Annotated in this window: 27 protein-coding genes; 18 read left to right on the top strand and 9 right to left on the bottom strand. The window is 73.7% G+C overall.

Annotation, left to right across the window (positions count from 1 at the left end; translation table 11 throughout):
* Nucleotides 1-55: 55 nt before the first annotated feature.
* Nucleotides 56-730 (top strand): O-methyltransferase, encoded by a 675-nt coding sequence (locus AB6L24_RS07845; RefSeq protein WP_405653598.1) that lies wholly within the window; start codon nucleotides 56-58, stop codon nucleotides 728-730.
* A gap of 15 nt (nucleotides 731-745) precedes the next feature.
* Here AB6L24_RS07845 and AB6L24_RS07840 read toward each other — a convergent pair whose 3' ends face one another.
* A complete protein-coding gene (locus AB6L24_RS07840) occupies nucleotides 746-1,147 on the bottom strand; it encodes a hypothetical protein (RefSeq protein ID WP_030358486.1) in 402 nt (133 codons plus the stop codon).
* A gap of 106 nt (nucleotides 1,148-1,253) precedes the next feature.
* Here AB6L24_RS07840 and AB6L24_RS07835 point away from each other — a divergent pair, with 106 nt between their 5' ends.
* From AB6L24_RS07835 to AB6L24_RS07825, 3 genes are read left to right on the top strand one after another with little or no spacing between them, the layout of a single operon-like run.
* A complete protein-coding gene (locus AB6L24_RS07835) occupies nucleotides 1,254-1,658 on the top strand; it encodes a DUF1992 domain-containing protein (protein ID WP_405653596.1) in 405 nt (134 codons plus the stop codon).
* Nucleotides 1,659-1,707: 49 nt separating this feature from the next.
* Nucleotides 1,708-2,076 (top strand): antibiotic biosynthesis monooxygenase family protein, encoded by a 369-nt coding sequence (locus AB6L24_RS07830; protein ID WP_405653594.1) that lies wholly within the window; start codon nucleotides 1,708-1,710, stop codon nucleotides 2,074-2,076.
* A gap of 4 nt (nucleotides 2,077-2,080) precedes the next feature.
* On the top strand, nucleotides 2,081-2,623 hold the full coding sequence (locus AB6L24_RS07825; protein ID WP_405653592.1) for a GNAT family N-acetyltransferase: 543 nt from the start codon (nucleotides 2,081-2,083) through the stop codon (nucleotides 2,621-2,623).
* A gap of 371 nt (nucleotides 2,624-2,994) precedes the next feature.
* Here AB6L24_RS07825 and AB6L24_RS07820 read toward each other — a convergent pair whose 3' ends face one another.
* Complete coding sequence (locus tag AB6L24_RS07820) at nucleotides 2,995-5,037, bottom strand: DHA2 family efflux MFS transporter permease subunit (RefSeq protein ID WP_405653590.1); 2,043 nt, start codon at nucleotides 5,035-5,037, stop codon at nucleotides 2,995-2,997.
* A gap of 125 nt (nucleotides 5,038-5,162) precedes the next feature.
* On the opposite strand from AB6L24_RS07820, the gene AB6L24_RS07815 reads away from it, so the two are divergent.
* Nucleotides 5,163-6,209 carry a peptidoglycan-binding protein gene (locus tag AB6L24_RS07815; protein ID WP_405653588.1) on the top strand — a complete coding sequence of 349 codons (1,047 nt, stop codon included), beginning with the start codon at nucleotides 5,163-5,165 and terminating at the stop codon, nucleotides 6,207-6,209.
* 257 nt (nucleotides 6,210-6,466) lie between these two features.
* Here the strand turns inward: AB6L24_RS07815 and AB6L24_RS07810 are convergent, their stop codons facing one another.
* Both AB6L24_RS07810 and AB6L24_RS07805 read right to left on the bottom strand, forming a co-directional pair.
* The gene (locus tag AB6L24_RS07810; RefSeq protein WP_405653586.1) at nucleotides 6,467-7,123 is read right to left on the bottom strand and encodes an HAD-IA family hydrolase; all 657 of its coding nucleotides are present in this window, start codon (nucleotides 7,121-7,123) and stop codon (nucleotides 6,467-6,469) included.
* 193 nt (nucleotides 7,124-7,316) lie between these two features.
* Complete coding sequence (locus AB6L24_RS07805; RefSeq protein WP_380858682.1) at nucleotides 7,317-7,895, bottom strand: TMEM165/GDT1 family protein; 579 nt, start codon at nucleotides 7,893-7,895, stop codon at nucleotides 7,317-7,319.
* 530 nt (nucleotides 7,896-8,425) lie between these two features.
* On the opposite strand from AB6L24_RS07805, the gene AB6L24_RS07800 reads away from it, so the two are divergent.
* The 4 genes from AB6L24_RS07800 (at nucleotide 8,426) to AB6L24_RS07785 (ending at nucleotide 13,768) form a co-directional block, all read left to right on the top strand.
* A complete protein-coding gene (locus AB6L24_RS07800) occupies nucleotides 8,426-9,073 on the top strand; it encodes an HNH endonuclease family protein (protein WP_405653584.1) in 648 nt (215 codons plus the stop codon).
* A 119-nt stretch (nucleotides 9,074-9,192) separates the two neighbouring features.
* A complete protein-coding gene (locus tag AB6L24_RS07795; protein ID WP_405653581.1) occupies nucleotides 9,193-10,920 on the top strand; it encodes an alkaline phosphatase D family protein in 1,728 nt (575 codons plus the stop codon).
* Nucleotides 10,921-11,141: 221 nt separating this feature from the next.
* Entirely contained in the window at nucleotides 11,142-13,235 is a 2,094-nt protein-coding gene (locus tag AB6L24_RS07790; RefSeq protein ID WP_405653578.1) for an FAD/NAD(P)-binding protein, read from the top strand.
* A gap of 71 nt (nucleotides 13,236-13,306) precedes the next feature.
* Nucleotides 13,307-13,768 (top strand): DoxX family protein, encoded by a 462-nt coding sequence (locus AB6L24_RS07785; protein WP_405653576.1) that lies wholly within the window; start codon nucleotides 13,307-13,309, stop codon nucleotides 13,766-13,768.
* A gap of 122 nt (nucleotides 13,769-13,890) precedes the next feature.
* Here the strand turns inward: AB6L24_RS07785 and AB6L24_RS07780 are convergent, their stop codons facing one another.
* Nucleotides 13,891-14,433 carry a superoxide dismutase family protein gene (locus AB6L24_RS07780; RefSeq protein ID WP_405653574.1) on the bottom strand — a complete coding sequence of 181 codons (543 nt, stop codon included), beginning with the start codon at nucleotides 14,431-14,433 and terminating at the stop codon, nucleotides 13,891-13,893.
* Nucleotides 14,434-14,708: 275 nt separating this feature from the next.
* On the opposite strand from AB6L24_RS07780, the gene AB6L24_RS07775 reads away from it, so the two are divergent.
* Nucleotides 14,709-15,329 carry a DedA family protein gene (locus AB6L24_RS07775; RefSeq protein WP_380858664.1) on the top strand — a complete coding sequence of 207 codons (621 nt, stop codon included), beginning with the start codon at nucleotides 14,709-14,711 and terminating at the stop codon, nucleotides 15,327-15,329.
* Between the two features lie 52 nt (nucleotides 15,330-15,381).
* Here AB6L24_RS07775 and AB6L24_RS07770 read toward each other — a convergent pair whose 3' ends face one another.
* Both AB6L24_RS07770 and AB6L24_RS07765 read right to left on the bottom strand, forming a co-directional pair.
* Nucleotides 15,382-15,606: a DUF2277 domain-containing protein gene (locus tag AB6L24_RS07770; RefSeq protein ID WP_030358501.1), complete on the bottom strand. Its 225-nt coding sequence runs from the start codon at nucleotides 15,604-15,606 to the stop codon at nucleotides 15,382-15,384.
* Nucleotides 15,607-15,674: 68 nt separating this feature from the next.
* Complete coding sequence (locus AB6L24_RS07765; protein ID WP_405653571.1) at nucleotides 15,675-16,295, bottom strand: LysE family translocator; 621 nt, start codon at nucleotides 16,293-16,295, stop codon at nucleotides 15,675-15,677.
* Nucleotides 16,296-16,387: 92 nt separating this feature from the next.
* On the opposite strand from AB6L24_RS07765, the gene AB6L24_RS07760 reads away from it, so the two are divergent.
* From AB6L24_RS07760 to AB6L24_RS07750, 3 genes are all read left to right on the top strand, one after another.
* Nucleotides 16,388-16,759 carry a hypothetical protein gene (locus tag AB6L24_RS07760; protein WP_405653568.1) on the top strand — a complete coding sequence of 124 codons (372 nt, stop codon included), beginning with the start codon at nucleotides 16,388-16,390 and terminating at the stop codon, nucleotides 16,757-16,759.
* A 198-nt stretch (nucleotides 16,760-16,957) separates the two neighbouring features.
* Nucleotides 16,958-17,281 (top strand): hypothetical protein, encoded by a 324-nt coding sequence (locus AB6L24_RS07755; RefSeq protein ID WP_405653566.1) that lies wholly within the window; start codon nucleotides 16,958-16,960, stop codon nucleotides 17,279-17,281.
* An 877-nt stretch (nucleotides 17,282-18,158) separates the two neighbouring features.
* On the top strand, nucleotides 18,159-18,653 hold the full coding sequence (locus tag AB6L24_RS07750) for a hypothetical protein (RefSeq protein WP_405653564.1): 495 nt from the start codon (nucleotides 18,159-18,161) through the stop codon (nucleotides 18,651-18,653).
* On the opposite strand, the gene AB6L24_RS07745 is transcribed toward AB6L24_RS07750, so the two are convergent.
* Nucleotides 18,620-19,573 (bottom strand): GlxA family transcriptional regulator, encoded by a 954-nt coding sequence (locus AB6L24_RS07745; RefSeq protein ID WP_405653562.1) that lies wholly within the window; start codon nucleotides 19,571-19,573, stop codon nucleotides 18,620-18,622. The genes AB6L24_RS07750 and AB6L24_RS07745 overlap by 34 nt on opposite strands.
* Nucleotides 19,574-19,632: 59 nt before the next feature.
* Nucleotides 19,633-20,481, bottom strand: a complete 849-nt coding sequence (locus AB6L24_RS07740) for a S1 family peptidase (protein WP_405653560.1) — start codon at nucleotides 20,479-20,481, stop codon at nucleotides 19,633-19,635.
* Nucleotides 20,482-20,639: 158 nt separating this feature from the next.
* Between AB6L24_RS07740 and AB6L24_RS07735 the strand changes: the two genes are divergently transcribed.
* From AB6L24_RS07735 to AB6L24_RS07715, 5 genes are all read left to right on the top strand, one after another.
* Nucleotides 20,640-21,641, top strand: coding sequence for a GlxA family transcriptional regulator (locus tag AB6L24_RS07735; RefSeq protein ID WP_405653557.1), 1,002 nt, complete (start codon nucleotides 20,640-20,642; stop codon nucleotides 21,639-21,641).
* A 94-nt stretch (nucleotides 21,642-21,735) separates the two neighbouring features.
* Nucleotides 21,736-22,038, top strand: a complete 303-nt coding sequence (locus AB6L24_RS07730; RefSeq protein ID WP_405653555.1) for a hypothetical protein — start codon at nucleotides 21,736-21,738, stop codon at nucleotides 22,036-22,038.
* 137 nt (nucleotides 22,039-22,175) lie between these two features.
* On the top strand, nucleotides 22,176-22,412 hold the full coding sequence (locus AB6L24_RS07725; RefSeq protein ID WP_405653553.1) for a hypothetical protein: 237 nt from the start codon (nucleotides 22,176-22,178) through the stop codon (nucleotides 22,410-22,412).
* Between the two features lie 5 nt (nucleotides 22,413-22,417).
* A complete protein-coding gene (locus AB6L24_RS07720) occupies nucleotides 22,418-22,954 on the top strand; it encodes a DUF6879 family protein (protein WP_405653551.1) in 537 nt (178 codons plus the stop codon).
* Entirely contained in the window at nucleotides 22,951-23,787 is an 837-nt protein-coding gene (locus tag AB6L24_RS07715) for a helix-turn-helix domain-containing protein (RefSeq protein WP_405653548.1), read from the top strand. The genes AB6L24_RS07720 and AB6L24_RS07715 overlap by 4 nt, the downstream gene beginning before the upstream one ends.
* The last annotated feature ends 54 nt before the right edge of the window (nucleotides 23,788-23,841 follow it).

Below are 23,841 nucleotides of genomic sequence, written 5' to 3'. Positions count from 1 at the left end.
GCGGGGTTGGGGAATGCTCAGCGCAGCGTCGCCCGACCCCAAGGAGCACCCCCGCATGAGCCCCGACACCACCCTCTGGAACACCGTCGACCACTACTTCACCGACCTCCTCACCCCCGCGGACGCGGCCCTCACCGCCACCCTCCAGGACAGCGAAGCGGCCGGCCTGCCGGCCATCGCCGTAGCCCCCAACCAGGGCAAACTCCTCCACCTCCTGGCCCAGCTCCAGGGCGCCCACCGCATCCTGGAGATCGGCACCCTGGGCGGCTACAGCACGATCTGGCTGGCCCGCGCCCTCCCCGCCGACGGCCACCTGATCACCCTGGAGTACAAGCCGGAACACGCCGAGGTGGCCCGCGCCAACCTCGCCCGAGCGGACCTCGACAAGATCACCGAGGTCCGCACGGGCCCGGCCCTGACCTCCCTGGCCGCCCTCCACGACGAGGACCCGGCCCCCTTCGACCTGGTCTTCATCGACGCGGACAAGGCCAACAACGCCCACTACCTGGAGTGGTCCCTGAAGCTGACCCGCCCGGGCAGCCTGATCATCATCGACAACGTCGTCCGCGGCGGCGCCGTCACCGACGCCACCAGCGACGACCCGAGCGTCCGCGGCACCCGCGCCGCCCTGGACCTGATCGCGACCCACCCGAAGCTGGACGGCACGGCGGTGCAGACGGTCGGCACGAAGGGCTACGACGGCTTCGCGCTGGCCCGCGTACTGGACTGAGCCCGGCGGTACCGCTCAATCCTCGTGGTAGAAGCCCACGTTGACGCTGCGCGGCCCCGACCTGTCCTGCACGACGACCTCACCGGAGCCGCCCCGGGGCAACGGCGTCGTCCCTCCGTACGCGAGGGGCACCGCCGTCCCCCCGGCCAGGATCCGCACCTCGGACGCCGGGTCGGGCTGGGAGCCGCGGACCCAGGTGACCGTCCACGCGCCGTCGACGCGACAGCGGAACTCCAGGTGCGTACGGGAGACGAACAGCCAGTCCTGCGGCGGCGCGAGCCGGCACACGGCGCGGTCCCGCCCCACGCGGAGCACCGCGCCGGGCTCGCTGGGCTCCTCCGCGAGCAGCATCCCCGCGGTCGCTCCCGCGTCCGCGTCCGACACCCCCGACACCATCGCCATGGTGAGTTCAAGCACCTGGGTACCCCCTGACCCGAAGTCCGGACAACCGGCCGCATCCTAGCCCCGCGGCGTCGTGGGCCCGTGGCTCCCGCCGCCGTGGGCCCTCTGCCACCATGGTCGTATGACTGAACGGAAGCCACCGGGAGTCAACTTCGAGTCCTGGGTCGACAAGCAGATCCGTGAGGCGGAGGAGCGGGGCGACTTCGCCGCCCTGCCCGGCCGCGGCAAGCCCCTGCCGGAGGATCCCGGCGCTGCGTACGACGAACTGTGGTGGGTCAAGCGGAAGCTGGCCCGTGAGGGCATGGGCGCGCTCTCCCCCACCCTGGCCCTCCGCAAGGAGGCCGAGGACGTCCTCGCCGCCGCCGCCGACGCCCCCTCGGAGTCCATGGCCCGCCGTCTGGTCACCGACCTCAACGACAAGATCCGCGAGGCCCTGCGCACCCCGCCTCCCGGGCCGCCGCTCGGGCTGCGCCCCTTCGACGTCGACGAGGTCGCCCGGGACTGGCGGGAGCGGCGCGAACGCTGAGCACCGCCCCGGCGACGCGCCCGCGCGGGCGTGCGCGACGATGGTGCCCATGAGCATCGTGAAGATCAACGTCCTGACCGTGCCCGCGGAGCAGCGCGAGGTCCTGGAGCGCAGGTTCGCCTCCCGCGCGGGAGCCGTCGAGGGCTCGGACGGCTTCGAGTGGTTCGAGCTGCTCCGTCCCGTCGAGGGCACCGACCAGTACCTGGTGTACACGCGCTGGCGTGACGAGGCGTCCTTCCAGGCGTGGATGGAGGGTCCCATGAAGGCGGCGCACCAGGGCGGGGGTGCCGCGGGTGCCGCCGGCGGGGAGGGCGCCGGGGAGCGGCCGAAGCCCGCGTCGTCGAGCGCCGCCGTCTGGACCTTCGAGGTGGTCCAGCAGGCGGCGCCGGTGACGCCCGCGGCCCCGGAAGAGCACTGACCCCATGCCTTCCACACCCGCTGCGTCCTCCGGGCCCTCCGGGTCCTCCTGGTCCGTGGCCCCCGAGCCGGTCGGCTCGGCGGCGGCCGCCGCGCTGTGGCGGGCGTACTACACCGAGGTCAGCGACCGCTGGTACGAGCTGAACGAGGGGCGGCGCACGGACCCCGCCGAGCTGGAGCGCGAGATCGCGGCGGACACCGGCGCGGGGCTCACGCCGCCCGGCGGTGTCCTGCTCCTCGCCCGCTACGACGGCGAGCCCGCGGGCACGGCCGGAGTACGCCTCCTCGACCCCGCCACCGCCGAACTCACCCGCGTCTTCGTCACCCCCGGCCTCCGCGGCAAGGGCGGCGGCCCGGTCCTCCTGACCGCCGCCGAGGAGGCCGCCCGCGGTCTGGGCGCCGCCCGGATCATCCTCGACACCCGCAACGACCTGGTCGAGGCCCGCGCCCTCTACGCGCGAAGCGGGTACGAGGAGGGGGCACCCCACAACTCCGGCCCCTACGCGGAGCACTGGTTCACCAAACCCCTCCACCCCCAGACCCCCTGACCGCCCCGCCGCTACGCGGCACCTCCCCACCCACCCACCCCAACGCTCACCCGGGGACCACCCCGGTGCCGGGCAAGGCGACGACAAGGGCGCCCCGACGGGGCCCACCCCGCGTCCAACAGCAAACGGGTGGGCGGGTGGGAGACCCGCCGCGGAGCGGCGGAGAAGGAGCACCCAACCGCCGGGCAAGGCGACGACAGGGGCGCAACCATGGGGCCCACCCCGCGTCCAAGGGCAAACGGGTGGGCGGGTGGGGAACCCGCCGCGGAGCGGCGGAGAGGGGTCACCCCGGCGCGGGGCGACGCAACGACCACCCCGAGGGGCCACCCCGTCGCCGGACGCGACAAGGCCGACAGGGGACGCAGGCCGAGCTACACCCGGGGCCGGCCGCGAGGCCGCTCCGCGTCGGAGCCGCACATCTCCGCCCCCAACTCCTCCACCAACTGCATGAGATCGGTGGGCCGCCCGGGCCCCCACCAGTCCCCGAGGAGCTCGGCCAGCTCGGCCTCCCGGGCCTTGGCCAGCTCGGTGGCGGCCACCCGCCCGGAGTCGGAGAGCCGCAGGCCGAGCCCTTCGCGCAGGGCGAGCCGCCGCTCCTCCAACTGCCGGGAGGCCTGGGTGACGACGGTCAGGGGAATCATGCTGCGCTCGGCCAGCGTGGCCGGCTCGACGTGCCCGTGCCGGGCGATCCGCAGGAGCATCCAGCCGGCGGCGGGCAGCAGGTCGTACCCGGCCCGCCGGGTGATGCGGACGTACACCTCGCGCCGCCCCTCCCGCGTCCCGAGCAGGGACAGCGCGCGCGCTACCTCGTCGTAGGAGGACCGTTCGACGGGGTTGCTGGCGAGCGTCTGGGTGGGGTCGGGCGCGGTGACGGCCCCGCGCAGCCGGTCCTCGCGCAGGAACCAGGCGAGGACGAAGGCGACGAGCGCGACCGGCGCCGCGTACAGGAAGACGTCGGTGATGGCGGAGGAGTAGGCGTGCAGCACGCCGGGCCGCAGCGCGGCGGGCAGTTCGGCGATGCCGCGCGGGTCGGCCTTGAGGGAGTCGGTGGTGACGCCGGCGGGCAGGTCCTGTCCGCGCAGGGCGTCGGTGAGCTTGTCGCCGAGCCTGCTGGTGAACACGGTGCCGAAGATGGCGACGCCGAACGAGGCGCCGATGGACCGGAAGAACGTGGCGCCGGAGGTGGCGACGCCGAGGTCTTCGTAGCCGACGGCGTTCTGCACGATGAGGACGAGGACCTGCATGACGAGCCCGAGGCCGAGGCCGAAGACGAAGAAGTAGGCGCTCATCTCGCCGGTGGGGCTGTTCTCGTTCAGCTGGTGCAGGAGCAGCAGGCCGAGGGTGGTGACGGCGGTGCCCGCGACGGGGAACACCTTCCAGCGCCCGGTGCGGCTGACGATCTGCCCGGACACGGTCGACGCGATCAGCAGCCCGGCGACCATGGGCAGCATGTGGACGCCGGACATGGTCGGTGAGACGCCCTGGACGACCTGGAGGAACGTCGGCAGGTAGGTCATGGCGCCGAACATCGCGAAGCCGACGACGAAGCTGATGACGGCGGACAGGGTGAAGGTGCGGATCCGGAACAGCTTCAGCGGGATGACGGGCTCCGCGGCCTTCCGCTCGACCGCGACGAAGCACACGGCGAGCACCGCGCCGAGCACGGCGAGCCCGATGATCTGCGGCGAGCCCCAGCCCCAGGTCGTACCGCCGAGGGAGGCGACGAGGACGAGGCAGGTGGCGACGGAGGCGATCAGGAAGGTGCCCAGGTAGTCGATGACGTGCCGGGCCCGGCTGGCCGGGATGTGCAGGGCGGCGGCGATGACGACGAGTGCGACGACGCCGATGGGCAGGTTGATGTAGAAGACCCAGCGCCAGCTGAGGTGCTCGGTGAAGAGCCCGCCGAGGAGCGGCCCGAGGACGCTGGTCGCGCCGAAGACGGCGCCGAACAGGCCCTGGTACTTGCCGCGTTCGCGGGGCGATACGAGGTCCCCGACGATCGCCATGGAGAGCACCATGAGGCCGCCGCCGCCGAGGCCCTGCAGCGCCCGGAACCCGATGAGCTGCGGCATGTTCTGGGCGACGCCGCACAGCGCCGAGCCGATCAGGAAGATCACGACGGCGGTCTGGAAGAGCTTCTTGCGGCCGTACTGGTCGCCGAGCTTGCCCCACAGCGGGGTGGCGGCGGTCGCGGCCAGCATGTACGCGGTGACGACCCACGACAGGTGGTCCAGGCCGCCGAGGTCGCTGACGATGGTCGGCAGCGCGGTGGAGACGATGGTCTGGTCGAGGGCGGCGAGGAGCATGCCGAGGAGCAGCGCCCCGATGGAGACCAGTACGCCGCCGCCCACGTGCTCCGGAGGTCCTTTGCCGGGTCGCGGCCCGGCCGGGCGGGTGCTCACGTCCTGCGTCATGGACACCTCCTGCGGGTCCTTTCCACCTTCCATCGTGGTCCGAGTCATCCGTTATGGCCTGTCGAGCCGAGTGGCTGCATACTCCTTCAGAGCTCTGCGGGGCCGGCGAGGGAGGGGAGCACGCGATGAGCGAGGCGAACGGACGGGCCGGACGACACTGGGAGCCCGGGGGTGCCCGGGAGCCCGAAGGGCCCGTGGACGCGGTGCACGCGGCGGAGGCGGGCGCCCTGGACGCAGCGGGCGCAGCAAGCACCGCGGGCACGGCGGCAGGCCCAGCAGGCCCAGCCGCCGCGGCCGGGCCCGTCTGCCCCGGCTGCGGCACCCCCCGCCCCCCGAGAGCCACCCCGTCCTGCGGCTGCGCGCGCGAGGCCGCGGACGCCGCCCTGGAGACCCGGTCCGCGGAGGCGGCCGCGGCGGAGGACTTCGATCCGATACGCATACGTCCGTACGTGACGCTGCCGGAGCCGTCGGCCCCCTTGCCCGCGCTGTCGTCGGCGCCGCTGCCCCCGCAGCTGCCCCCGGCCGCCGCGGCCACGCCCGCGGAGGCGGCCAGCCGGCAGGAGCGGTCCGCGCGGCGGGGGCGGGGGGCGCTGTTCGCCGGGGCGGGCCTCGTGGTCGCGGCGGCGGCGGTGTTCACGGGCGGGGTGATGTCCGGGGACGCCGGGGACGGGGCGGGCGGCGACGGGGGCGGCGGCAGGGACCGCGCGCTGCCGGACCTGGCGGACGACACCCCGCACCGGGCCTCCGAGGAACCCGCCCCGCGCAACGCCCCGAGGGCCGCACCGGCCCCCTCGACCCCCCGCAGCACGCCGACCCGCACCCCGTCGGCCACGGCCCCGCGCTCGGTACCGGTCCGCAAGTCCCCGGCGCCCACACCGTCACCCTCACGCACGACGGCCCGCGCCACGGGTTCGGTGGGCCCGCCCCCGTCCCGCACCCCGGCCGCCCCGCCGACCCTGCACAGCGGCGACCGAGGCGCCGAGGTGACCGAACTCCAGCAGCGATTACGCCAGTTGTACCTCTACATCGGCCCCATGGACGGCCACTACACGCCCCCGGTGACCGACGCCGTGTCCCGCTACCAATGGGCCCGAGGCATCAGAACAGACCCCCAGGGCACCTACGGCCCGGCAACAAGAAGGTCCCTGGAATCCGAGACGGACGCCCCCTAGCCGACGGCGCCCCCCTCGCCCCCCTGCGAGCACCTGGTCCGCCACCGCTGTGGACGACCGGGCCGCTACCCCCTGTGGGCAGCTGGGCCGCCCAGAGGGCGATGGGGGTCCCCCCTGCTCGAGCGAAGCCGAGAGCTTGGGGGAGGGTGGGCACAGCCCACGGCGACGGTGCCGTGACGTCGAGGGAGGGGTACCACTCCAGGCCGACAGCGAAGCCACGGCCAACAGCCTCCCGGCCCAGCGAGGGCCACCCCACCTCACCCGAACGTAAGCGTCAAAACCCCCGCGTCAGCGGAAACCCGCACCTGCGTGAGGTCGTCCACCCACACCGTGGGCCCGTACTCCCCGGCCCTCGGCCCGACCCCGACGACCCGCATCCCCGCGGCCCGCCCCGCCGCGATCCCGGCCCCCGAGTCCTCGAAGACCACACAGTCGGCCGGGTCGAACCCGAGCTCGGCGGCGCCCTTGAGGAACCCCTCGGGGTCGGGCTTGCTGGCCCCGACGTTCTCGGCGGTCACCCGCACCTCGGGCAGCGTGAGCCCGGCCGCGGCCATCCGCCCGGTGGAGAGCCCCACGTCGGCGGAGGTGACGAGGGCGTGCGGCAGCCCGGCGAGCGATGCCATGAACTCCGGCGCCCCCGGTATGGGCACGACGCCGTCCATGTCGGCGGTCTCGCGCGCCAGCATCTCGCGGTTCTCGGCGTGGTTCTCGGCCATGGGCCGCTCGGGCAGCAGCAGCGCCATGGAGGCGTACCCCTGCCGCCCGTGCACGACCTTCATCACCTCGTCGGCGTCGAGCCCGTGCTTGGCGGACCACTGCCGCCAGCAGCGTTCGACGACGGCGTCGGAGTTGACGAGGGTGCCGTCCATGTCCAGGAGGAGGGCTCGGGCGGTCAGTACGTTCGCAGCCGTCATCGGCGTACTCCAAGGGAAGGGCCCGCACACGGTAGGGGAAGACAAGGCGGCTCCGCCCGCCGGTCAGGGAGTACGGGCGAAGCCACTTTGTTCCCCCACGGTACAAAACAAGCCCCCCGAGCGCCAATACCGCAGGTCAGCAGGCCAAGGCGCACCCCCGGGCGCGCCTCCGAGCGCCCCCGTGGGCACACCCTTACGCGATCGCCTCGTACAGGCTCCACACACCGAGCGCCAGCATCAGCATCGCCGCGATCTTCGTGATGAGGGCCAGCGGCACCCGCTTCATCAGCGCCTTGCCGCCCACGATGCCGAGGCCCGCGACCGCCCACAGCGCGAGCACCGCGCCGAGGCCCACGGACAGCGGGTCGTCGTACCGGGCCGCCATGTTGGCCGTCATGATCTGGGTGAGGTCGCCGAACTCCGCGACCAGGATGAGCATGAAGCCCGCCCCAGAGACCCGCCAGAAGCTCTGGTCCTTGGGGGCCTTGACCTGCTCGTCGTCATCGTCCTTCTTCATCAGCAGCATCGCCGCGCCGCCGAGGAAGAGGACGCCGGTGAGGGCGTGCACCAGTTGCTGCGGCAGCAGGGTGAGCACGCTGCCCGCCGCCACGGCGAGCACCACGTGCACGGCGAAGGCGGCGGCGACGCCCACGAAGACGTACGAGGCGCGGTAACGGGTGCCGAGGACGAGCCCGGCCAGCGCTGTCTTGTCGGGCAGTTCGGCAAGGAAGACGACGCCGAAGACAAGCGCCGTCACGCTGATGCTGATCAAGGTTCCTCAATCGGTCGGGCCGCCCCACCGAGAGTTCCGCAGCCTTCGCGTACGACACCTCGGCACGGCAGCGCTCGGTGACGCACACGGAGGTGCACGTCTGGCACTGCTGGCCGAAGGTCTCGCTGGCCGCCCACCACGGTGGGCTGCCTCCGGGCGCCGGCTCAGACGAGCTGAGCAGTATGTCGACGGTCCGGCGAAGAGCTACTCCCCTTCTGCTCCGACCATCGTACGCGACCCGCGCACCGCCCCGGCCAGGGACTTTCGGCCCCGGCCCGCCGTGACCGGGACCACATCCGCCCCGGCGCCCGCCCCGGGCAATCCACCGCGAACCGGAGCACCCCCGCTCGGGCAATTCCCCCGAAGTGGCAACTTCCGCCCCGGCGCGCCTCCATGACGCGGCGCCAGAACCCTTGATGTTTACAGGTGATTGACGCGACCCTGTCACCCGATGCACACCTCGGGGCAACCCGAGCGCACCAGCATGGCCGCCCCACCGGTCAATGTCCCCCCACATCAAGGGAGTTCGCATGCCCACGATCTACGCGCGTCACCGCATCGCCGCCGTCGGCGCCGTCGCCGCCCTCGCCTCCGCCGCGACCCTGCTCTCCGGCTCCCCCGCCCAGGCCGCCCCGCCCACCCCGGTCAGCGCCGCCACCGCCCGCACCTACCTCGGCCAGCTCACCGTGGCCCCCGAGGGCTCGTCCGACGGCTACAGCCGCGACAAGTTCCCGCACTGGTCCACCCAGTCCGGCGCCTGCAACACCCGCGAGGTCGTCCTCAAGCGCGACGGCGAGAACGTCCAGCAGGACGGCAGCTGTGCCGCCGTCTCCGGCACCTGGAGGTCCCCCTACGACGGCGGCACCTGGACCGCCGCCTCCGACGTCGACATCGACCACGTGATCCCGCTCTCCGAGGCCTGGAAGTCCGGCGCGAGCGGCTGGACCACGGCCCGGCGCGAGAGCTTCGCCAACGACCTGGGCCAGCCCCAGCTCATCGCCGTGACCGACAACGTCAACCAGGCCAAGGGCGACAAGGACCCGGCGAAGTGGCTGCCGCCCACCACCTCGTACCACTGCTTCTACGCCCGGATGTGGGTGGACGTGAAGCAGCACTACGGCCTCACCGTCGACTCCGCCGAGAAGAGCGCGCTCAGCTCGATCCTGAACGGCTGCTGACCCGCCGGGCGGCCGCCGGTCCCGTCTGATCCCGCGCGAGCCGGGTCCGCTTGTGCGGAACCGTCCCGCCCGCCTCCGTCGTTCCGTACCGTACGGGGCGACGGAGGAAGGTGATCACTGTGGCGCGGCTGCGTCTGGGTCCACTGCTGAGGTACGTCGACGGCGCGCGGGCGACCGTCTGGGTCGAGGCCGACCGGCCCTGCACGGCCGAGGTGCGCTGCGCCGACGGCACGCGCGGGACGGCCAGGACCTTCCAGGTCGCCGGGCACCACTACGCCCTGGTGCCGGTCGAGGGGCTGCGCCCGGGGACCGACACGGCGTACGAGGTCACGCTCGACGACAGTCCGGTGTGGCCGCTGCCCGACTCGCCCTTCCCGGCGAGCACGATCCGCACGCCGGCCGGGGACGGCTCGGACGGCTCGGACGGCGGGGACGCAGCCGCCCTGCGCGTCACCTTCGGCTCCTGCCGGTGGGCCGCGCCGCCCGCCAAGACCTCCCACCTGCACGACCTGGGCCACCGGAGCGCCAAAGGCACCGGCGGGGACACCGGCAAGGAGCACGACCCCGTCGGCCCCGACGCCCTCGACACCCTCGCGGCCCGCATCGCCGCCGACCCCGACGCCCCGCGCCCCGACGTGCTGCTCCTCCTCGGCGACCAGGTGTACGCGGACGAGGTCTCCCAGGCCACCCGCCGCTGGCTCGCCGCGCGCCGCGACCTCTCCGAACCCCCGGGCGACCAGGTCGCGGACTATGAGGAGTACACCCACCTCTACTACGAGTCCTGGCTCGACCCCGAGGTGCGCTGGCTGCTCTCCACCGTCCCCAGCTGCATGATCTTCGACGACCACGACGTCATCGACGACTGGAACACCAGCGCCTCCTGGCTCGCCGAGATGCGCGCCACGCCCTGGTGGCGCGAGCGCATCCTCAGCGGCCTGATGTCGTACTGGGTCTATCAGCACCTGGGCAATCTGCCGCCCGACGAGCTGGAGCGCGACGCCGTGTTCGCGGCCGTGCGCGCCACGCCCGACGGCACCGACGCCCTGCGCGCCCACGCCGCCACCGCCGACGCCGACCCTACGGCGGCCCGGTGGAGCTACCGGCGTGACTTCGGCCGGGTGCGGCTGCTGATGGTCGACACCCGCGCGGCCCGCGTCCTGGACGAGGACAAGCGCGCCATGCTCGACCCCGGCGAGGCGGCCTGGCTGCGCGAGCAGGCCCTGGAGGGCGGCTGCGACCACCTCCTCATCGGGACGTCCCTGCCGTGGCTGCTCCCCCACCTCATCCACGACGCCGAGGGCTGGAACGCCGCCCTGTGCCGCGGCGAGCGCGGCGCCCGCTGGGCCCGCTTCGGCGAGGACCTGCGCAGACGCGCCGACCTCGAACACTGGGCCGCCTTCCCGACGTCCTTCGACGCCCTGGCCGCCCTGATAGCCGACGCGGGCTCCGTCCCGGACGCGCCCGCGACGGTGTGCGTCCTGTCCGGCGACGTCCACCACGCGTACGTCGCCGAGCCCACCTGGCCCGGGGGCGGCGGGCCCGACGCCCGCGTCCTGCAGCTCACCTGCTCGCCGGTGCACAACTCCATCCCCGCCTCGATACGGGTCGGCTTCCGCTTCGGCTGGAGCCGCGTCGGCCGCGCCCTCGGCCGCCGCTTCGCCCGGCACGGACGGCTCCCGCGCGCCGCCGTGAACTGGCGCAGGACGGGCGGCCCCTGGTTCGGCAACCACCTGATGACGCTGACGCTGCGCGGGCGTTCGGCGGAGCTGCGCCTGGACCGGGCGCGGGCGGAGAAGGGCGGCGGGGAGCGCCTGGAGACGGTGGAGCGGACGACGCTCACGCCGTGAGTGCGGCCTCTGGACGGCACTGGGCCCCGTGCGTCCCGTGTGCGCGGTTGCTGCGGGTACGGGTGTGACGGGGCGAACCTCCCACGGGTAGCGGCGATGTCCGCCTTGGCCGTGACTCAGGACACAACCGGATGGAGATCCTCCGAAGCGGGCTTCGGCAACGGTGTCTCCGGCGGCATGATGAGCCGGTCCTCGCCCCGTCCGTACCGGGAGTCACGCTCTTGTCTGCTGCTGCGACCGTCGACCACTCCATAGCCGTCGTCGGCGCGGGGCCGCGCGGCACCAGCGTCCTGGAGCGCCTGTGCGCCTCGGCCGCCGAGCTGCTGCCGCCGGGTGCGCGGCTGACGGTCCACATGGTCGATCCGGCGCCGCCGGGGCCCGGCCTCGTCTGGCGCACCGGCCAGTCGCGGGAGCTCCTGATGAACACCGTCGCCTCCCAGGTGACGCTGTTCACCGACGCGAGCGTCGACTGCGCGGGGCCGATCCGGCCGGGTCCGAGCCTGTACGAGTGGGCGGCGCGCGGGCACATACCGGGGCTCGGTCCGGACGACTACCCGACGCGCGCCGACTACGGCCGCTATCTGGAGTGGTTCTTCGCCGAGACGGTGCGCGCCGCCCCGGGTTCCGTCCGCGTCCGTACGCACGCGGCCCGCGCGGTCCGCCTCGACGAGGGTCGGGAAGTCCTGAACGGCACGGGCGGCACCGACGGCACGGGCGGCAGCCGTGACGGGGGCGCGCAGACCCTCGTCCTCGACGACTCCCGGGAGATAACCGGGCTCGCCGCCGTCGTCCTCGCACAGGGCCATCTGCCCGACACCGCCGACCGCGACCGGGCACGGCTCTCCGCGTACGCCGACCGGCACGGCCTGCGCCACATCCCGCCCGCCAACCCCGCCGACGTCGACCTCACCGCGGTCGCCCCGGGCGAGCCGGTCCTGCTGCGCGGGCTCGGCCTGAACTTCTTCGACCACATGGCGCTCCTGACGTCGGGGCGCGGCGGACGCTTCGTGCCCGGCGAGCGGGGCGGGCTGCGCTATCTCGCCTCCGGCAACGAGCCGCGCCTGTACGCCGGTTCGCGGCGCGGCGTGCCGTACCAGGCGCGCGGCGACAACGCCAAGGGCCCCTACGGGCGGCACCGGCCCGCCGTGCTCACCCCGGAGGCCGTCGCCCGCTTCCGCAAGCGCGCCGACAGCGGGGACGCGCCGGACTTCCTGACCGAGGTCTGGCCGCTGGTCGCCAAGGAGGTCGAGACCGTGCACTACGAGGCGCGGCTCGCGGCGGCCGGCGCGGCGGGGCGGGCCGCCGCCTTCCGCGACCGCTTCCTCGACACCGCGCACGGCAGCCCCGAGGAGTCCCTGGTCCTGGACGCGTTCGGGTTCGCCGCCGCCGACCGGTGGTCGTGGGAGCGCCTCGCGCACCCGCACGCGGGGCAGGTCTTCCGCTCCCCCGGGGGCTTCCGCGCCTGGCTGCTCGGGCACCTGCGCGAGGACGCCGCGCAGGCCGCACTCGGCAATGTCGCGGGCCCCCTCAAGGCCGCCCTCGACGTGCTCCGCGACCTGCGCAACGAACTGCGGCTCGTCGTCGACCACGGCGGCCTCGCGGGCGCCTCGCGCCGGGCCCATCTGGACGGCTGGTACACGCCGTTCAACGCCTTCCTGTCCATCGGCCCGCCCCGGCGGCGCATCGAGGAGCTGACGGCGCTGGTCGAGGCGGGGGTGGTGGAGGTCCTTGGGCCGCGGCTCGAAGTGCGGTGCGGGGGTGCCGGGGCGGACGGGGCGGACGGGGCAGACGGGGCAGACGGGGCAGACGGGGCAGACGGGGCGTTCTACGCGTACTCGCCGGACGTGCCCGGGTCCGGGGTGCGGGTGACCACCCTGATCGAGGCGCGCCTCCCCGAGCCCGATCTGCGGCGCACCGGGGACGCGCTGCTGGCGGGGCTGCTGCGGTCCGGCGGGTGCCGTCCGCACGCCGTCGACGGCCACGAGACGGGCGGCCTCGACGTCACGCCACGCCCCTACCGCCTGCTCGACCGCGAGGGCCGGGCACACGCGCGGCGGTTCGCGTTCGGGGTGCCGACGGAGGGGGTGCACTGGGTGACGGCGGCCGGGGCGAGGCCGGGCGTGGACTCGGTGACGCTGTCCGACGCGGACGCGGTGGCGCGGGCCGCGCTGCGGGCGGCGACGGGGGCCGGGGCCGCCGCGGCGGGGGCGACGACGGTTTTGGCCGAGGCGCCGAACGCCGGGGACACCTGCGACGGCTGGATACAGCCGATTCTCACGAAACACTCAGATGTTGAAGTTGCAAGTACTAATTAGGCGGACCTAATCTTGGGTCTTCGATCGGTTCCCGTCCCCAAACCGAGTCAAGACCGAAGGAGTCCCCCACCATGACTGGACGTCTCAACAGCGCCCAGCCCTATGCCCTCGGCCTGTTCCGCATCGTCGTCGGCCTGCTCTTCGCCTGCCACGGCGCCGCCTCGCTCTTCGGCGTCCTCGGCGGCACGGACGGCGGCGGCGGCACCGTCGACGCGGGCACCTGGCCCGGCTGGTACGCGGCCGTCATCCAGCTCGTCGGCGGCAGCCTGGTCCTGCTGGGCCTCGGCACCCGCGGCGCCGCACTGATCTCGTCAGGGTCGATGGCCTACGCGTACTTCAAGGTCCACCAGCCGGAGGCCCTGTGGCCGATACAGAACGGCGGCGAGGCCTCCGCGATGTTCTGCTGGGTCTTCCTGCTGCTCGTCTTCACGGGCTCCGGCGCGTTCAGCCTCGACCGCGTGATCGCGGCGGCCCGCGGCGAGCGGGAGACGAAGGCGACGGCGGACGCGGAGCGCACGCCCATCGCGGCCTGACCCACCGGGCCGTCCGAGCGGCGCCCCCTTCTCCGTACGTGGTTCCCGGTACGGAGGAGGGGGCGCCTTCGTGTGCGCCCCGCTTCAAGCGCGCCGCCCGTCCGCGCGCACGTTCCGTTTCTTCACGCGCGCGGCGCGAACGGCACCGTGAAGCAGGCCACCCGGTCCCCGGCGCCGCCCTGCTCCCGGTGGAGCACCACCGACGACGCCTGCCCGGGCCCGAACCCCCAGGAGTGGACGGCGGCCGCCGCCCCCGAGCCGTCCCGCCGTGCGGTGAAGTCCAGCCACACTTCGTTGGCCGGATTGACGTAGGCCGGGTCCTTCGAGGGCTGCACGGGGTCACGGCGGTGCTGGTAGTGGCCGCCCGCCGCGGCCGGGTCCGGGCCGCACGGCTTCTGGTGCACGTGCACGCCGTACGCGTGGCCGGGCTTGAGGCCCCGCACCCGCAGGGCGACCCGGGTGCCGGACCGTTCGTGGCGCTGTGTCACCTCGATCCGGGCGCCCGGAGGCACCAGCCCACGGTCGTAAGTCAGCGCGGGCGAGAGCGCCTTGGACGGCGCGAACCGTCCCTTCGCGCGCACGCAGTCGCCGGTGTCGCCCGGTACGCCGCCGCTCGCGGCGAGCACGGCGGCCGTCACGGCCGCGGTGAGTATCCCTGCCACCATTGTCGAGTTCTCCCTTTCTCCTACTTGTCGACTTGTCAGTGATTCAGCGCCCGTTGTGTGCGCTTCTGCTCCGTTCGTACGGGACTTCAGGGGTGCGCGCCGCGTCGGAGAGGGCAGCCGGGTGAACGTGATGTAGCGAACATCTGAGCCCCCAGTGGATCTACGGCCGGTGGTCCGGCGTACGCTGTACAGCTGTTGTCAGGCCGCCACCCGCCGCTCCCCGCGACATCGCGGCGACGAGTTGCCGACCGGGGAGTAACAACGGGGGAGTTTCGGTGTTGGAGAGTGTGGGGGCGCTGACCGGCAGCCCATGGATCTACGCGGTCGTGGCCCTCTCCGTGTTGTTCGACGTCTTTCTGCCGCTGCTGCCGAGCGGCGTGCTCGTCATCACCGCGGCCACGGCGGCGGCCGCCGCGGGTTCCGGCACCGGGCGGGTCCCGCACGACGTGCCGGACATCCTGCTGCTCATGCTCTGTGCCGCGACGGCGTCCGTGCTCGGCGACCTCGTCGCGTACCGCATCGCCTGGCGCGGCGGTGAACGTCTGGACCGGGCCATCGCCCGCTCCCGGCGCCTGACCAGCGCGCAGGAACGGCTCGGCACGGCGCTCGCGCGCGGCGGCGGCGTCCTGGTCGTCATCGCCCGCTTCGCGCCCGCGGGCCGCTCGATCGTCTCGCTCGGCGCGGGCGCGGCCCACCGCCGGGTGCGCGACTTCCTGCCCTGGTCGGTGCTCGCGGGCGTGGCCTGGGCGGGCTACAGCGTGGGCCTCGGCTACTTCGGCGGCCAGTGGCTGGGCGCGACCTGGCTCGCCACCGGCGTCTCGGTCCTCGCGCTGTTCCTCGCGGGGGCGGGGGCGGCGTTCCTGGTGCGGCGGCCGCGGGAGTCGACGGCGGGCTAGGGCCCGTCCGACGGCGCAGGTGCGCGGGGCCCCGCTCCCGGGGCCCCGCGCACTACGACGCCGCGCGCGCCCCGCGCACCTCCAGGTGGGCGAGCAGGTCCGCGGTGGCTTCGGCGACGGCGTCGACGGCGCGGTCGAACACCTCGCGGTTGTGGGCGGCCGGGGCGCGGAACCCGGAGACCTTGCGCACGTACTGGAGCGCGGCGGCCCGGATCTCGTCGTCGGTGGCCTTCTCGGGGAGGGCGGGCGGGCGGAGGGTCTTGATGCTGCGGCACATGCCTCCAGCTTCGCGCGTACGCGGCCCGGACGGGAACCGATCACGCAAAGCGCCACCGAAGTCCGCGGTCACGGCTGCGCCGTCGCCACCTTCACCCCGAACCCGACCAGGACGACCCCCGTGACCCGGTCGAGCGCCCTGCGCACGGCAGGCCGCTCGAAGAACGCGCGGGCCCTGGAAAGCAGCAGCACATAGCCGCCGAGCCAGACGAAGGTCAGGGCCGCGTGCACCAGGACGAGGAGCGCCATCCCGGCCTGCGGGGCGAGGCCGGACGGGGCGAGGGTGGGCAGCAGGCCTGTGTAGAAGACCGCGATCTTCGGGTTGAGCACATTGCTGACCAGTCCCATGCGCCAAGGGCTGCCCGTCGCGGCAGGCCCGGCCACCGGCAGGGCCCCCGAGCCGCCCCGGCGGCTCTGCCACAGCGCCTGGACGCCGAGAAAGACCAGGTAGGCCGCGCCGGCCAGCTTGACGACGGTGTAGGCGACGGCGGACGCGGCGAGGACGGCGGCGAGACCCGCGACCGTGAGCACGCCCCACACCAGCAGCCCCGCCGTGATGCCTCCGACCGTCCGCAGGCCGTCCTGCCGGCCGGAGGCGATGGCGCGCTTCGTCGTCACGGCCATGTCGGGTCCCGGCACGACGGTCAGTACGGCGAGCACACCGGCGGCGGCGAGGAACTGTACGAGCATGCGCGCCAGTCTGACACCCACCGGCCACCGCCCGCCCGACACACCCCCCGTACCACTCGCCTCATGAATTCGAACAGGAGTACCATTACGGCGTGCCCGCAACCCCCTCGTACGAGTTCCCGAGCGACCTCCTCGCAGGACAGGAGGAGCTGCACCAGGTCAGGTCGGAGTTGCACGCCCTGCTGCGGCGGCTGCCCTGGTCGGTGGAGCCCCTGGACGGCTTCAGCGACGACGGCGGCTGGCGCAAGGTCGAGCGCCCCGCCTCCCCCGGCTGGACGCCGGACCAACAGGCAGAGGTCGAGAAGCTGCGCGCACGGGAGCGTGAGCTCGCGGTGTTCGTGAGCTGCCACCGCTTCTGGGAGCAGGTTTCGGGCCCGGACGCGGTGGATACCCGGATGCTGCTCAAGCACGTGCACGAACACGCAGGGGAAGCCGCGCCCAGCACGTCCGCCGAGGAGCATTGACAGGCGGTGGCGGCGGGCGTTGACTCCCGGTACGAGGGCCGAACGAGCCCTCGTACGACCCCGTGACAGCGGGCCCGCGCTCCGGAGCCGCCCCCGCCCCGCGCCCGTGCGGTCCCTGTCTTCGATCACATCTGTCATCGATCACAGCTGACGCCATGCGACCCAGGCTGCCCGCGTCCAGCGTGCGGAGGTTCAGCCATGAACATGTTGATCGTCGCCGTACTAGTCGTCCTGATCGCCCTGGGCTTCCAGCAGCCTCTGTTGTGGGTGGCCGCCGCGGTGCTCGTCTACTTCCTCGTCCGCCATCACGACGCCGGCCACGCCCGGCCGGGACCCGCGGGCGGCGGGGCCGGCGCGAGCGGCGCGAGCAGCGCCGGGGGCGCGGGCGGCTCGGGCGGTGGCGGCGGGGGTGGCGGCATCCCGTCCTCGTACCGCGACTACCGCATCCGACGTGCCCGCCAGGAGCGCTGGGACCGCAGGTACCGGCGCACGCATCCGGCGTCGCAGCAGCGCCGCCGGTAGCGTCCGGGCCGGACGCACGGCCACGGGTGACGTCGGCGCGGCTGCCCAGCCACGGGTGACGTCCGGCGTGCCCGCCCAGCCACGGGCGGCATCCGGCGCGGCCGCTCGGCCACGGGTGACGTCCGGCGCGCCCGCCCAGCCACAGGCAGCACCGGCCCACCCGCCCAGCCACAGGCGACGTCCAGCCCGCCCACCCAGCCACGGGCGGCATCCGGCCCGCCCGCTCACCGGTCCGGGTGACAAGGTGCTTAGCCGGGCGGTCCGTGGGGAGGGTGCGCATGCACCGCGCACCGAACCAGCCCCAGGAGCCGCCCGCATGCGCCGAGAAGCAGCCCCCCGAGAGCCACGTGAGCCCCGTGAGCCACGAGAGGCCGGGGCGCGAGCCGGGCGGAGCGGTCCCGCGCGGGCCGGTCGCTCCCGGCAGGCCGAGGCGGGCCCGGGCGCGCGTCCGTCCGTACCGCGCCTGCGCGTGTCCGGACGGGGCCTGCGCCTGTCACTGCCCGGCCTGCGCCTATCCGGTCCGGGCCCACGCCTCACCCTGCCCGGCCTGCGCCTGTCCGGTCCGGGCCCACGCCTCACCCTGCCCGGCCTGCGCCTATTCGGACCGGGCCCACGCCTCACCCTGCCCGGCCTGCGCCTGTCCGGTCCGGGCCCACGCCTCACCCTGCCCGGCCTGCGCCTATTCGGACCGGGCCCACGCCTGCCCCTCCCCGGCCTGCGCCTATCCGGACCGGGCCCACGCCTCACCCTGCCCGGCCTGCGCCTGTCCGGACCGGGCCCACGCCTCACCCTGCCTCTGCCCGGCCCGCGTGCATCCGGACCGGGCCCGCGCCCGTCCCGACCCAACCTGCGCGCGCTCGCGACCCTCCCCCTCCTGATGCTCACCGTCCTCGCCGTCGGCTGCGCGCCGAGCGGCGAGGACGCGCCCGGCCTCACGCCCGGAGACACGATCAAGGCGGCACAGCAGCAGCTCACCGACACCTGTCTGACCCGCAAGGGCCTGACCCCGCCGCGCCCCGGCGACCGGCCCCCGTCCGCCGCCGAGCGACAGCGGGTGGCGCGGGCCCTGTTCGGCACCGGCCGCACGGAGCTGGCCCTGACCCTGCCCACCGGCCACGCGGTGCGCGCCCACACCGACGGCTGCCTCGCCTCGGCCCAGCGCACCCTCTACGGCGACCAGCGCCGCTGGTTCCGCGTGTCCACAGTCGTCAACAACCTCAAGCCGGAGGCCGCCTTCCGCGAGGAGCCGCTGACCGAGATCCGCGACCGCCACCGCAGCGACCTCGCCGAGTGGCGCCGCCTGCGCACCCGGGCCCTGATCAACGCCAAGGCCCACCTTCAGTCGGAGTCGCGCCGGGCCGCCGCCCGGTAGTCCCGGGGCGTGCGGCCGGTCGCGTCGCGGAAGTGCCTGCGGAAACCCGCCGACGAGCCGAACCCGACGCGCGTGGCGATCTGTTCGATCGTCGCGTCGTCGTGCTCCAGGAGGTGCCGGGCCCGGTCGAGGCGCACGCGGAGCAGGTACTTGAGCGGGCTGAGGCCGGTGTGCGCGCGGAACCTGCGGTCGAGCGTGCGGGGGCTGAGGCGGGCGTGCGCGGCGATGTCGGCGAGGGTGAGGGGCCGGTCCGCGGACGCCTCCAGCCACCGGACGGTCGGCTCCAGACCGCCGGACTCGGCGAGGGCACGGGCCAGCTCGGCGCGCGCGGCCCCGGCGTCGTCGTACACGGGCAGGACGAGGTGCCGGGCGGTCGCGGCGGCCACCTCGTCGCCGTGGTCCTCGGCGACGAGCCGCAGGCACAGGTCGAGCCCGCCGAGGAACCCGGCCGACGTGCGGAACGGCCCGTCCACGACGAGGGTCCCCGCCGGGTCGACGGCCACCCGCGGGTGGCGTGCGGCCAGTTCGGGGACGTGGCTCCACTCGGTCGTGGCCCGGCGGCCGTCGAGCACCCCGGCGGCGGCGAGCGTGAACGCGCCGGTGCCCACGGCGAGCACCCGGCTCCCCCGGCCGACCGCCGCGCGCAGGGCATCGGCCACCCCCGGCGGCGGTTCCGCCCGGAACCCGTCGTGCCCGGCCACCAGCACGGTCCCGGCCCCGTCGAGCCCGTCGAGCCCCCGGTCCGCGGTGACGGTCAGCGGGGCGGGACGTGCGGTGGTGACGGTGCGCGGGACCGCGCAGACCCGCAGCTCGTACGCGGCCCCGGGGGCGCTGCGGGCGACGGCGTCCAGGACCAGGCCGGGGGTGGTGAGCTGGTGGGCGGGGACGCCGTCGAGGACGAGCAGCGCGATGACTGACATGCCCGGCATTATCCGCATCCGCCGGAAGTCACCCGGGAGTCACCCATGGCTCCGGCCGCTCAGCGCCGCGAGGCGATCGTCTTCTCGATCCACTTCTTGTACGCGGGTACGGAGGTGTAGATCCCGGGGCCGCCCGCGCAGCGCCGGTCGACGGCCGCGTCACCGTCGCCGGAGGTGGCGCCGACGAGCTGCCAGCGCCCGCCGACGCGCTGGACCTGCGGCCCGCCGGAGTCGCCGTTGCAGGCCATGGCATCGCGGACCAGGCTCTGCGTGCACAGCTCGGTCCTGCCCTTGATGTCGAGGCACTTGTCGGCCGCGGCCCTGCGGGTGTCGAGCTCCTGGAGGCGCTCGGAGAACTTCCACTCCTCCAGGTCGGTGCTGTCGACCGTCGTGCCGAAGCCCAGGATCCGGGTGTGCGCGCCGACCTTCGGGGCGCGGTCGGCGACGGGGATCGGGGCGTACCGGGTGACGGGCCGGTCGAGGCGGAGCAGGGCTATGTCGTCGTGGGAGCGCTTGTCGCCGCCGATGTCGTACGCGGGGTTGACGACCTTCTCGACGATGGTGCGGACCGTACCGCCGGAGCTGAGCCGGTCGCTGCCGACGCGGACCTTCCCGGTCGGCTTGGCCACGAAGTCGTCCTGGGCGCAGTGGGCGGCGGTGACGACCCACTCGGGGTCGATCAGGGTCCCGCCGCACACGCCCTTCAGCTTGGTGCCGTCCTCCTTCTCCAGGGTCATCGGGATCGACACCATGAACGGGTACTTCTTGGTGGCGTCCTTGCCGCCGACGATGGCCTGGGCGCTGCCGGTGAGGCCGGTGGCGCACAGGGCGGTGGCGGCGCCGAGCGCGCCGAGACCGCCGAGGACGCGGCGGGCGGTGCGGGACGGGCGGGAGGCGGGAGTAGACATGGAGGTGCCCTTCACCTGGTACGAGAAATGCGGAATGCGACATGTGCGGGCGGTCGGACCGGGCATCGCCGTGGTCCCCGCCGCGTGTTCCTCCATGCTCCGTGGGCCCAGGGGCCGGTAAAAAGCGGGCTGCCGCCACCCTGGGCTAAATTCTGGCCATGACCGTGGTCGCGCTGCTCGCGCTCGACGGGGTGCCCGCGCCCCAGCTCAGCACTCCGGCGCTGCTGTTCGGCGCGGCCTCGCGCACGTTCTACCGCCGCCCGCCGTACGAGCTGCGGGTGTGCGCCGCGCGGGAGACGGTCACGACGGCCCCTCCCGGCCCGCTTCTCGTGACACCGGAGCGAGGCCTGGACGGACTGACGGACGCCGGGACGGTACTGGTCACGGGATACGGCGACTGCCCGGACCCGCCGCCCCCCGCCGTACTCGAAGCCCTGCGCGCCGCCGCCGACCGCGGCACCCGCATCGCCACGATCGGCACCGGCACCTTCGCTCTCGCGGCGACGGGCCTCCTGGACGGCCGCCGCGCCACGACGGCCTGGTCGCACGCGCCCGAACTGGCCCGCAGCCACCCCCGCATCGAGGTCGAACTCACGGACTGGCCGGTCGCCGACGGCCAGTTCCTCACGTCGGCGGGCGTGCTCGGCGGCAAGGACGTCTGCGTACGCGTCATCGAAGAGGACCACGGCAAGGAGGCGGCCCTGGAGGCCGACCGCCAACTCTTCCTGATGCTCCCGAACCCGTCGGACGCGCTGCGAGCGGCACCACGCACACCCCACGGCCCCCACGAACCCACTCCCCTCACCCCCACCACGACCTGGCTGGAGTCGAACCTCCACCATCCCCTGACGCTCACGGACATCGCGGCCCACGCACAGACCAGCGTCCGCAGCCTCAACCGCAGCTTCCGCGTCCACACGGGCCTGACCCCGCTCCAGTACCTCCTGCGCGCCCGGGTGCGCCACGCCCAATGGCTCCTGGAACACACCGACACCCCCGTGGAGAACATCCCGGCCCGCACCGGCCTGGGCACCCCCGCGAACCTCCGCCACCACTTCCAGCGCCTCAACGGCACGACCCCCACCGCGTACCGCACGGCGTTCCGCACCTTGGTGGCCCTGTTCGCCCCGGCGGACGAGCCGGACCGCCCCCCGAACTGACCGTCGAGGCGTACGCCTTGGGGCCGTTCCCGCCCGATCACACCGACCGCGCCGCTACGCTCCGGGCCCTCAACACCCGCCCCCGGGGGGACCCATGCGCCGCTCGACCATCTTCATCCCCACCTCCACCCTCACCATCGCCGCCGGCATCACCGGCCTCATCCTCTGGCTGAACCACTCCTCGTACGAGGACCGCGTCGAGGACTGCGGCCGGGCCCTGGAGCAGCAGTACGCGGAGGGCGGCAAGGGCCGACCGGGCAGCTGCGACGGGGTCAAGAAGGACGACTACACGGCACTCGTCGCGGACGCCGCACTCGACGACCTGGGGTGGACGGACGGGAAGAGGAACGGGGATACCGACGAGAGCAAGTTGAACGACGACGTCACCGGCCCGTAGCCACGACGCCGCCCATCCCGCCGGCTACCCGCACGGAGGATCTTCGGGCCGACTTTGAGCAATCGCTCGCAATCCTCCGGCACCGTTCCTCCTGCGCGACGCGTCCTTGAGCCCAACCGGCCTGAATGGAGAGCGACATGACGCTCAGGTTCATCGGCACGACATCGGACCACGGCGACTGTCCCACCCTGTACGAGGTCGTCGAGACAGGCGACATCCTCGTACAGGGCGAGCGGGAGACGGACCCCGAACACCTCGCCCAACTGCGGGACGTGAAACCGTCGGAGACCTTCGTGCGCCTCCCGCGCGAGTTGCTCACCCGCTTCGCTCCCCGCGATGCCGGATCGTCGGACGAGTCGCGGGACAAGGAGTAGTCGGAGTGCCGGACCTGATCCCGTTCGACGAGATCGCACACCTCTTCACCGACTTCGAGCACACGGCGTGGCGCCTGGAGACCCGGCGAGGCTACGCATCGGACCGCCAGAGTCCCAAGTGGGGACGGTGGCAGGCCGGAGAGGACATCGTCAGCGAACCGCCCGACTCCTGGCGTATCGGGGTCAGCAAGCAGAGCGAGCAAGGCAAGCGGTATGAACGCGTCCGCCTGGTCGACAACCCTCCTACCGAGGGGCAGCGGTTCCTCCTCGCCTCCGGCCTGGGCAACGTGGCCGCGGGCGAGGACATCCGCAACATGTGGCGGGCGGACGCCGTGCGGCTCGGTCTGCCGGACTACGACTTCTGGCTGTTCGATTCCCGCACGGTCGTGAAGTTCGTCATCGACGCCGACAACGTGACGCTCGGCGTTCATGTCCTGGAGGACCCCGAGAGCGTCGTACACGCGTGCCAGGTCCGAGACCTGGCTTGGCACCATGCGGTGCCTACCAGGGAGTTCCAGGCGCAGGTACCTTCTGATCTGTGACCACCCACCCCGACGCCGACCGGAGCGCCCTCGGTGCGCGGCTTCGCGAGCTGCGCACCGACGCGGGTCTCACCGGGAAGGACGTGGCTGCACGGCTGCGGTGGCAGCGGTCGCGAGTCAGCAGGCTGGAGACGGGAAAGCAGACGCCGACGCCCACTGATCTGGACCAGTGGGCCGCCGCGGCGGGCGAGCCCGACACCGCGGCCGGGCTGAAGAGCCGACTGCGTGGCATACGCTCGCAGCAGCGGGCTTGGCGTCGGCAACTCGCCTCCGGCCATCGCGGCGTACAGGAGAGGTACGTCGCCGAGTATCGGCGCACCTCGGCGCTGCGCGGTTATGAGGCCACCGTCGTGCCGGGCCTCTTTCAGACCCCGGACTACGCGCACCATCTGCTGCTCGCAAACGCCGATCTCATGGGCACGCCGCGCGACACCGAGGCCGCGGTGCGCGCCCGCGTGAAACGGCAGGAAGTCCTGTACGAGCCGGACAAGACCTTCCGCGTCCTCCTGTGGGAGGGAGCGCTGCACGCTCTTGTGTGTCCGCGCGAGGTGATGGCCGGTCAACTCGACCGTCTGATCAACCTGATCGGCATGCCGTCGGTCTCCTTCGGCGTCGTGCCGCTCGGCGCGCCGATGCGGATCACGCCCAGGCACGGCTTCTGGATCTTCGACGAGGAGCGGGTCGTCGTCGAGACCATCAACACGGAGCTGCGGTTGGAGTCGGCCGACGACCTCGCGTTGTACGGACGCGTGTGGGACCGGCTCAGCGAGTCCGCCTTGCACGGCGCTGCCGCCCGACGTCTTCTGGGCCGCACCCGCGCCGCACTCGGCTGATCCGCGCAACTCCGCACACCGTCCGTCATGGCCGGCGCAATCCCGCTCAATCGG

Origin of the sequence: Streptomyces sp. RK9, assembly GCF_045070545.1 — a bacterium.
In the GTDB taxonomy this organism is placed as follows: Bacteria; Actinomycetota; Actinomycetes; order Streptomycetales; family Streptomycetaceae; genus Streptomyces; species Streptomyces alboflavus.
The sequence above is the reverse complement of the archived record's forward strand: the minus strand, read 5'-3'. Positions and strand labels throughout refer to the sequence as shown.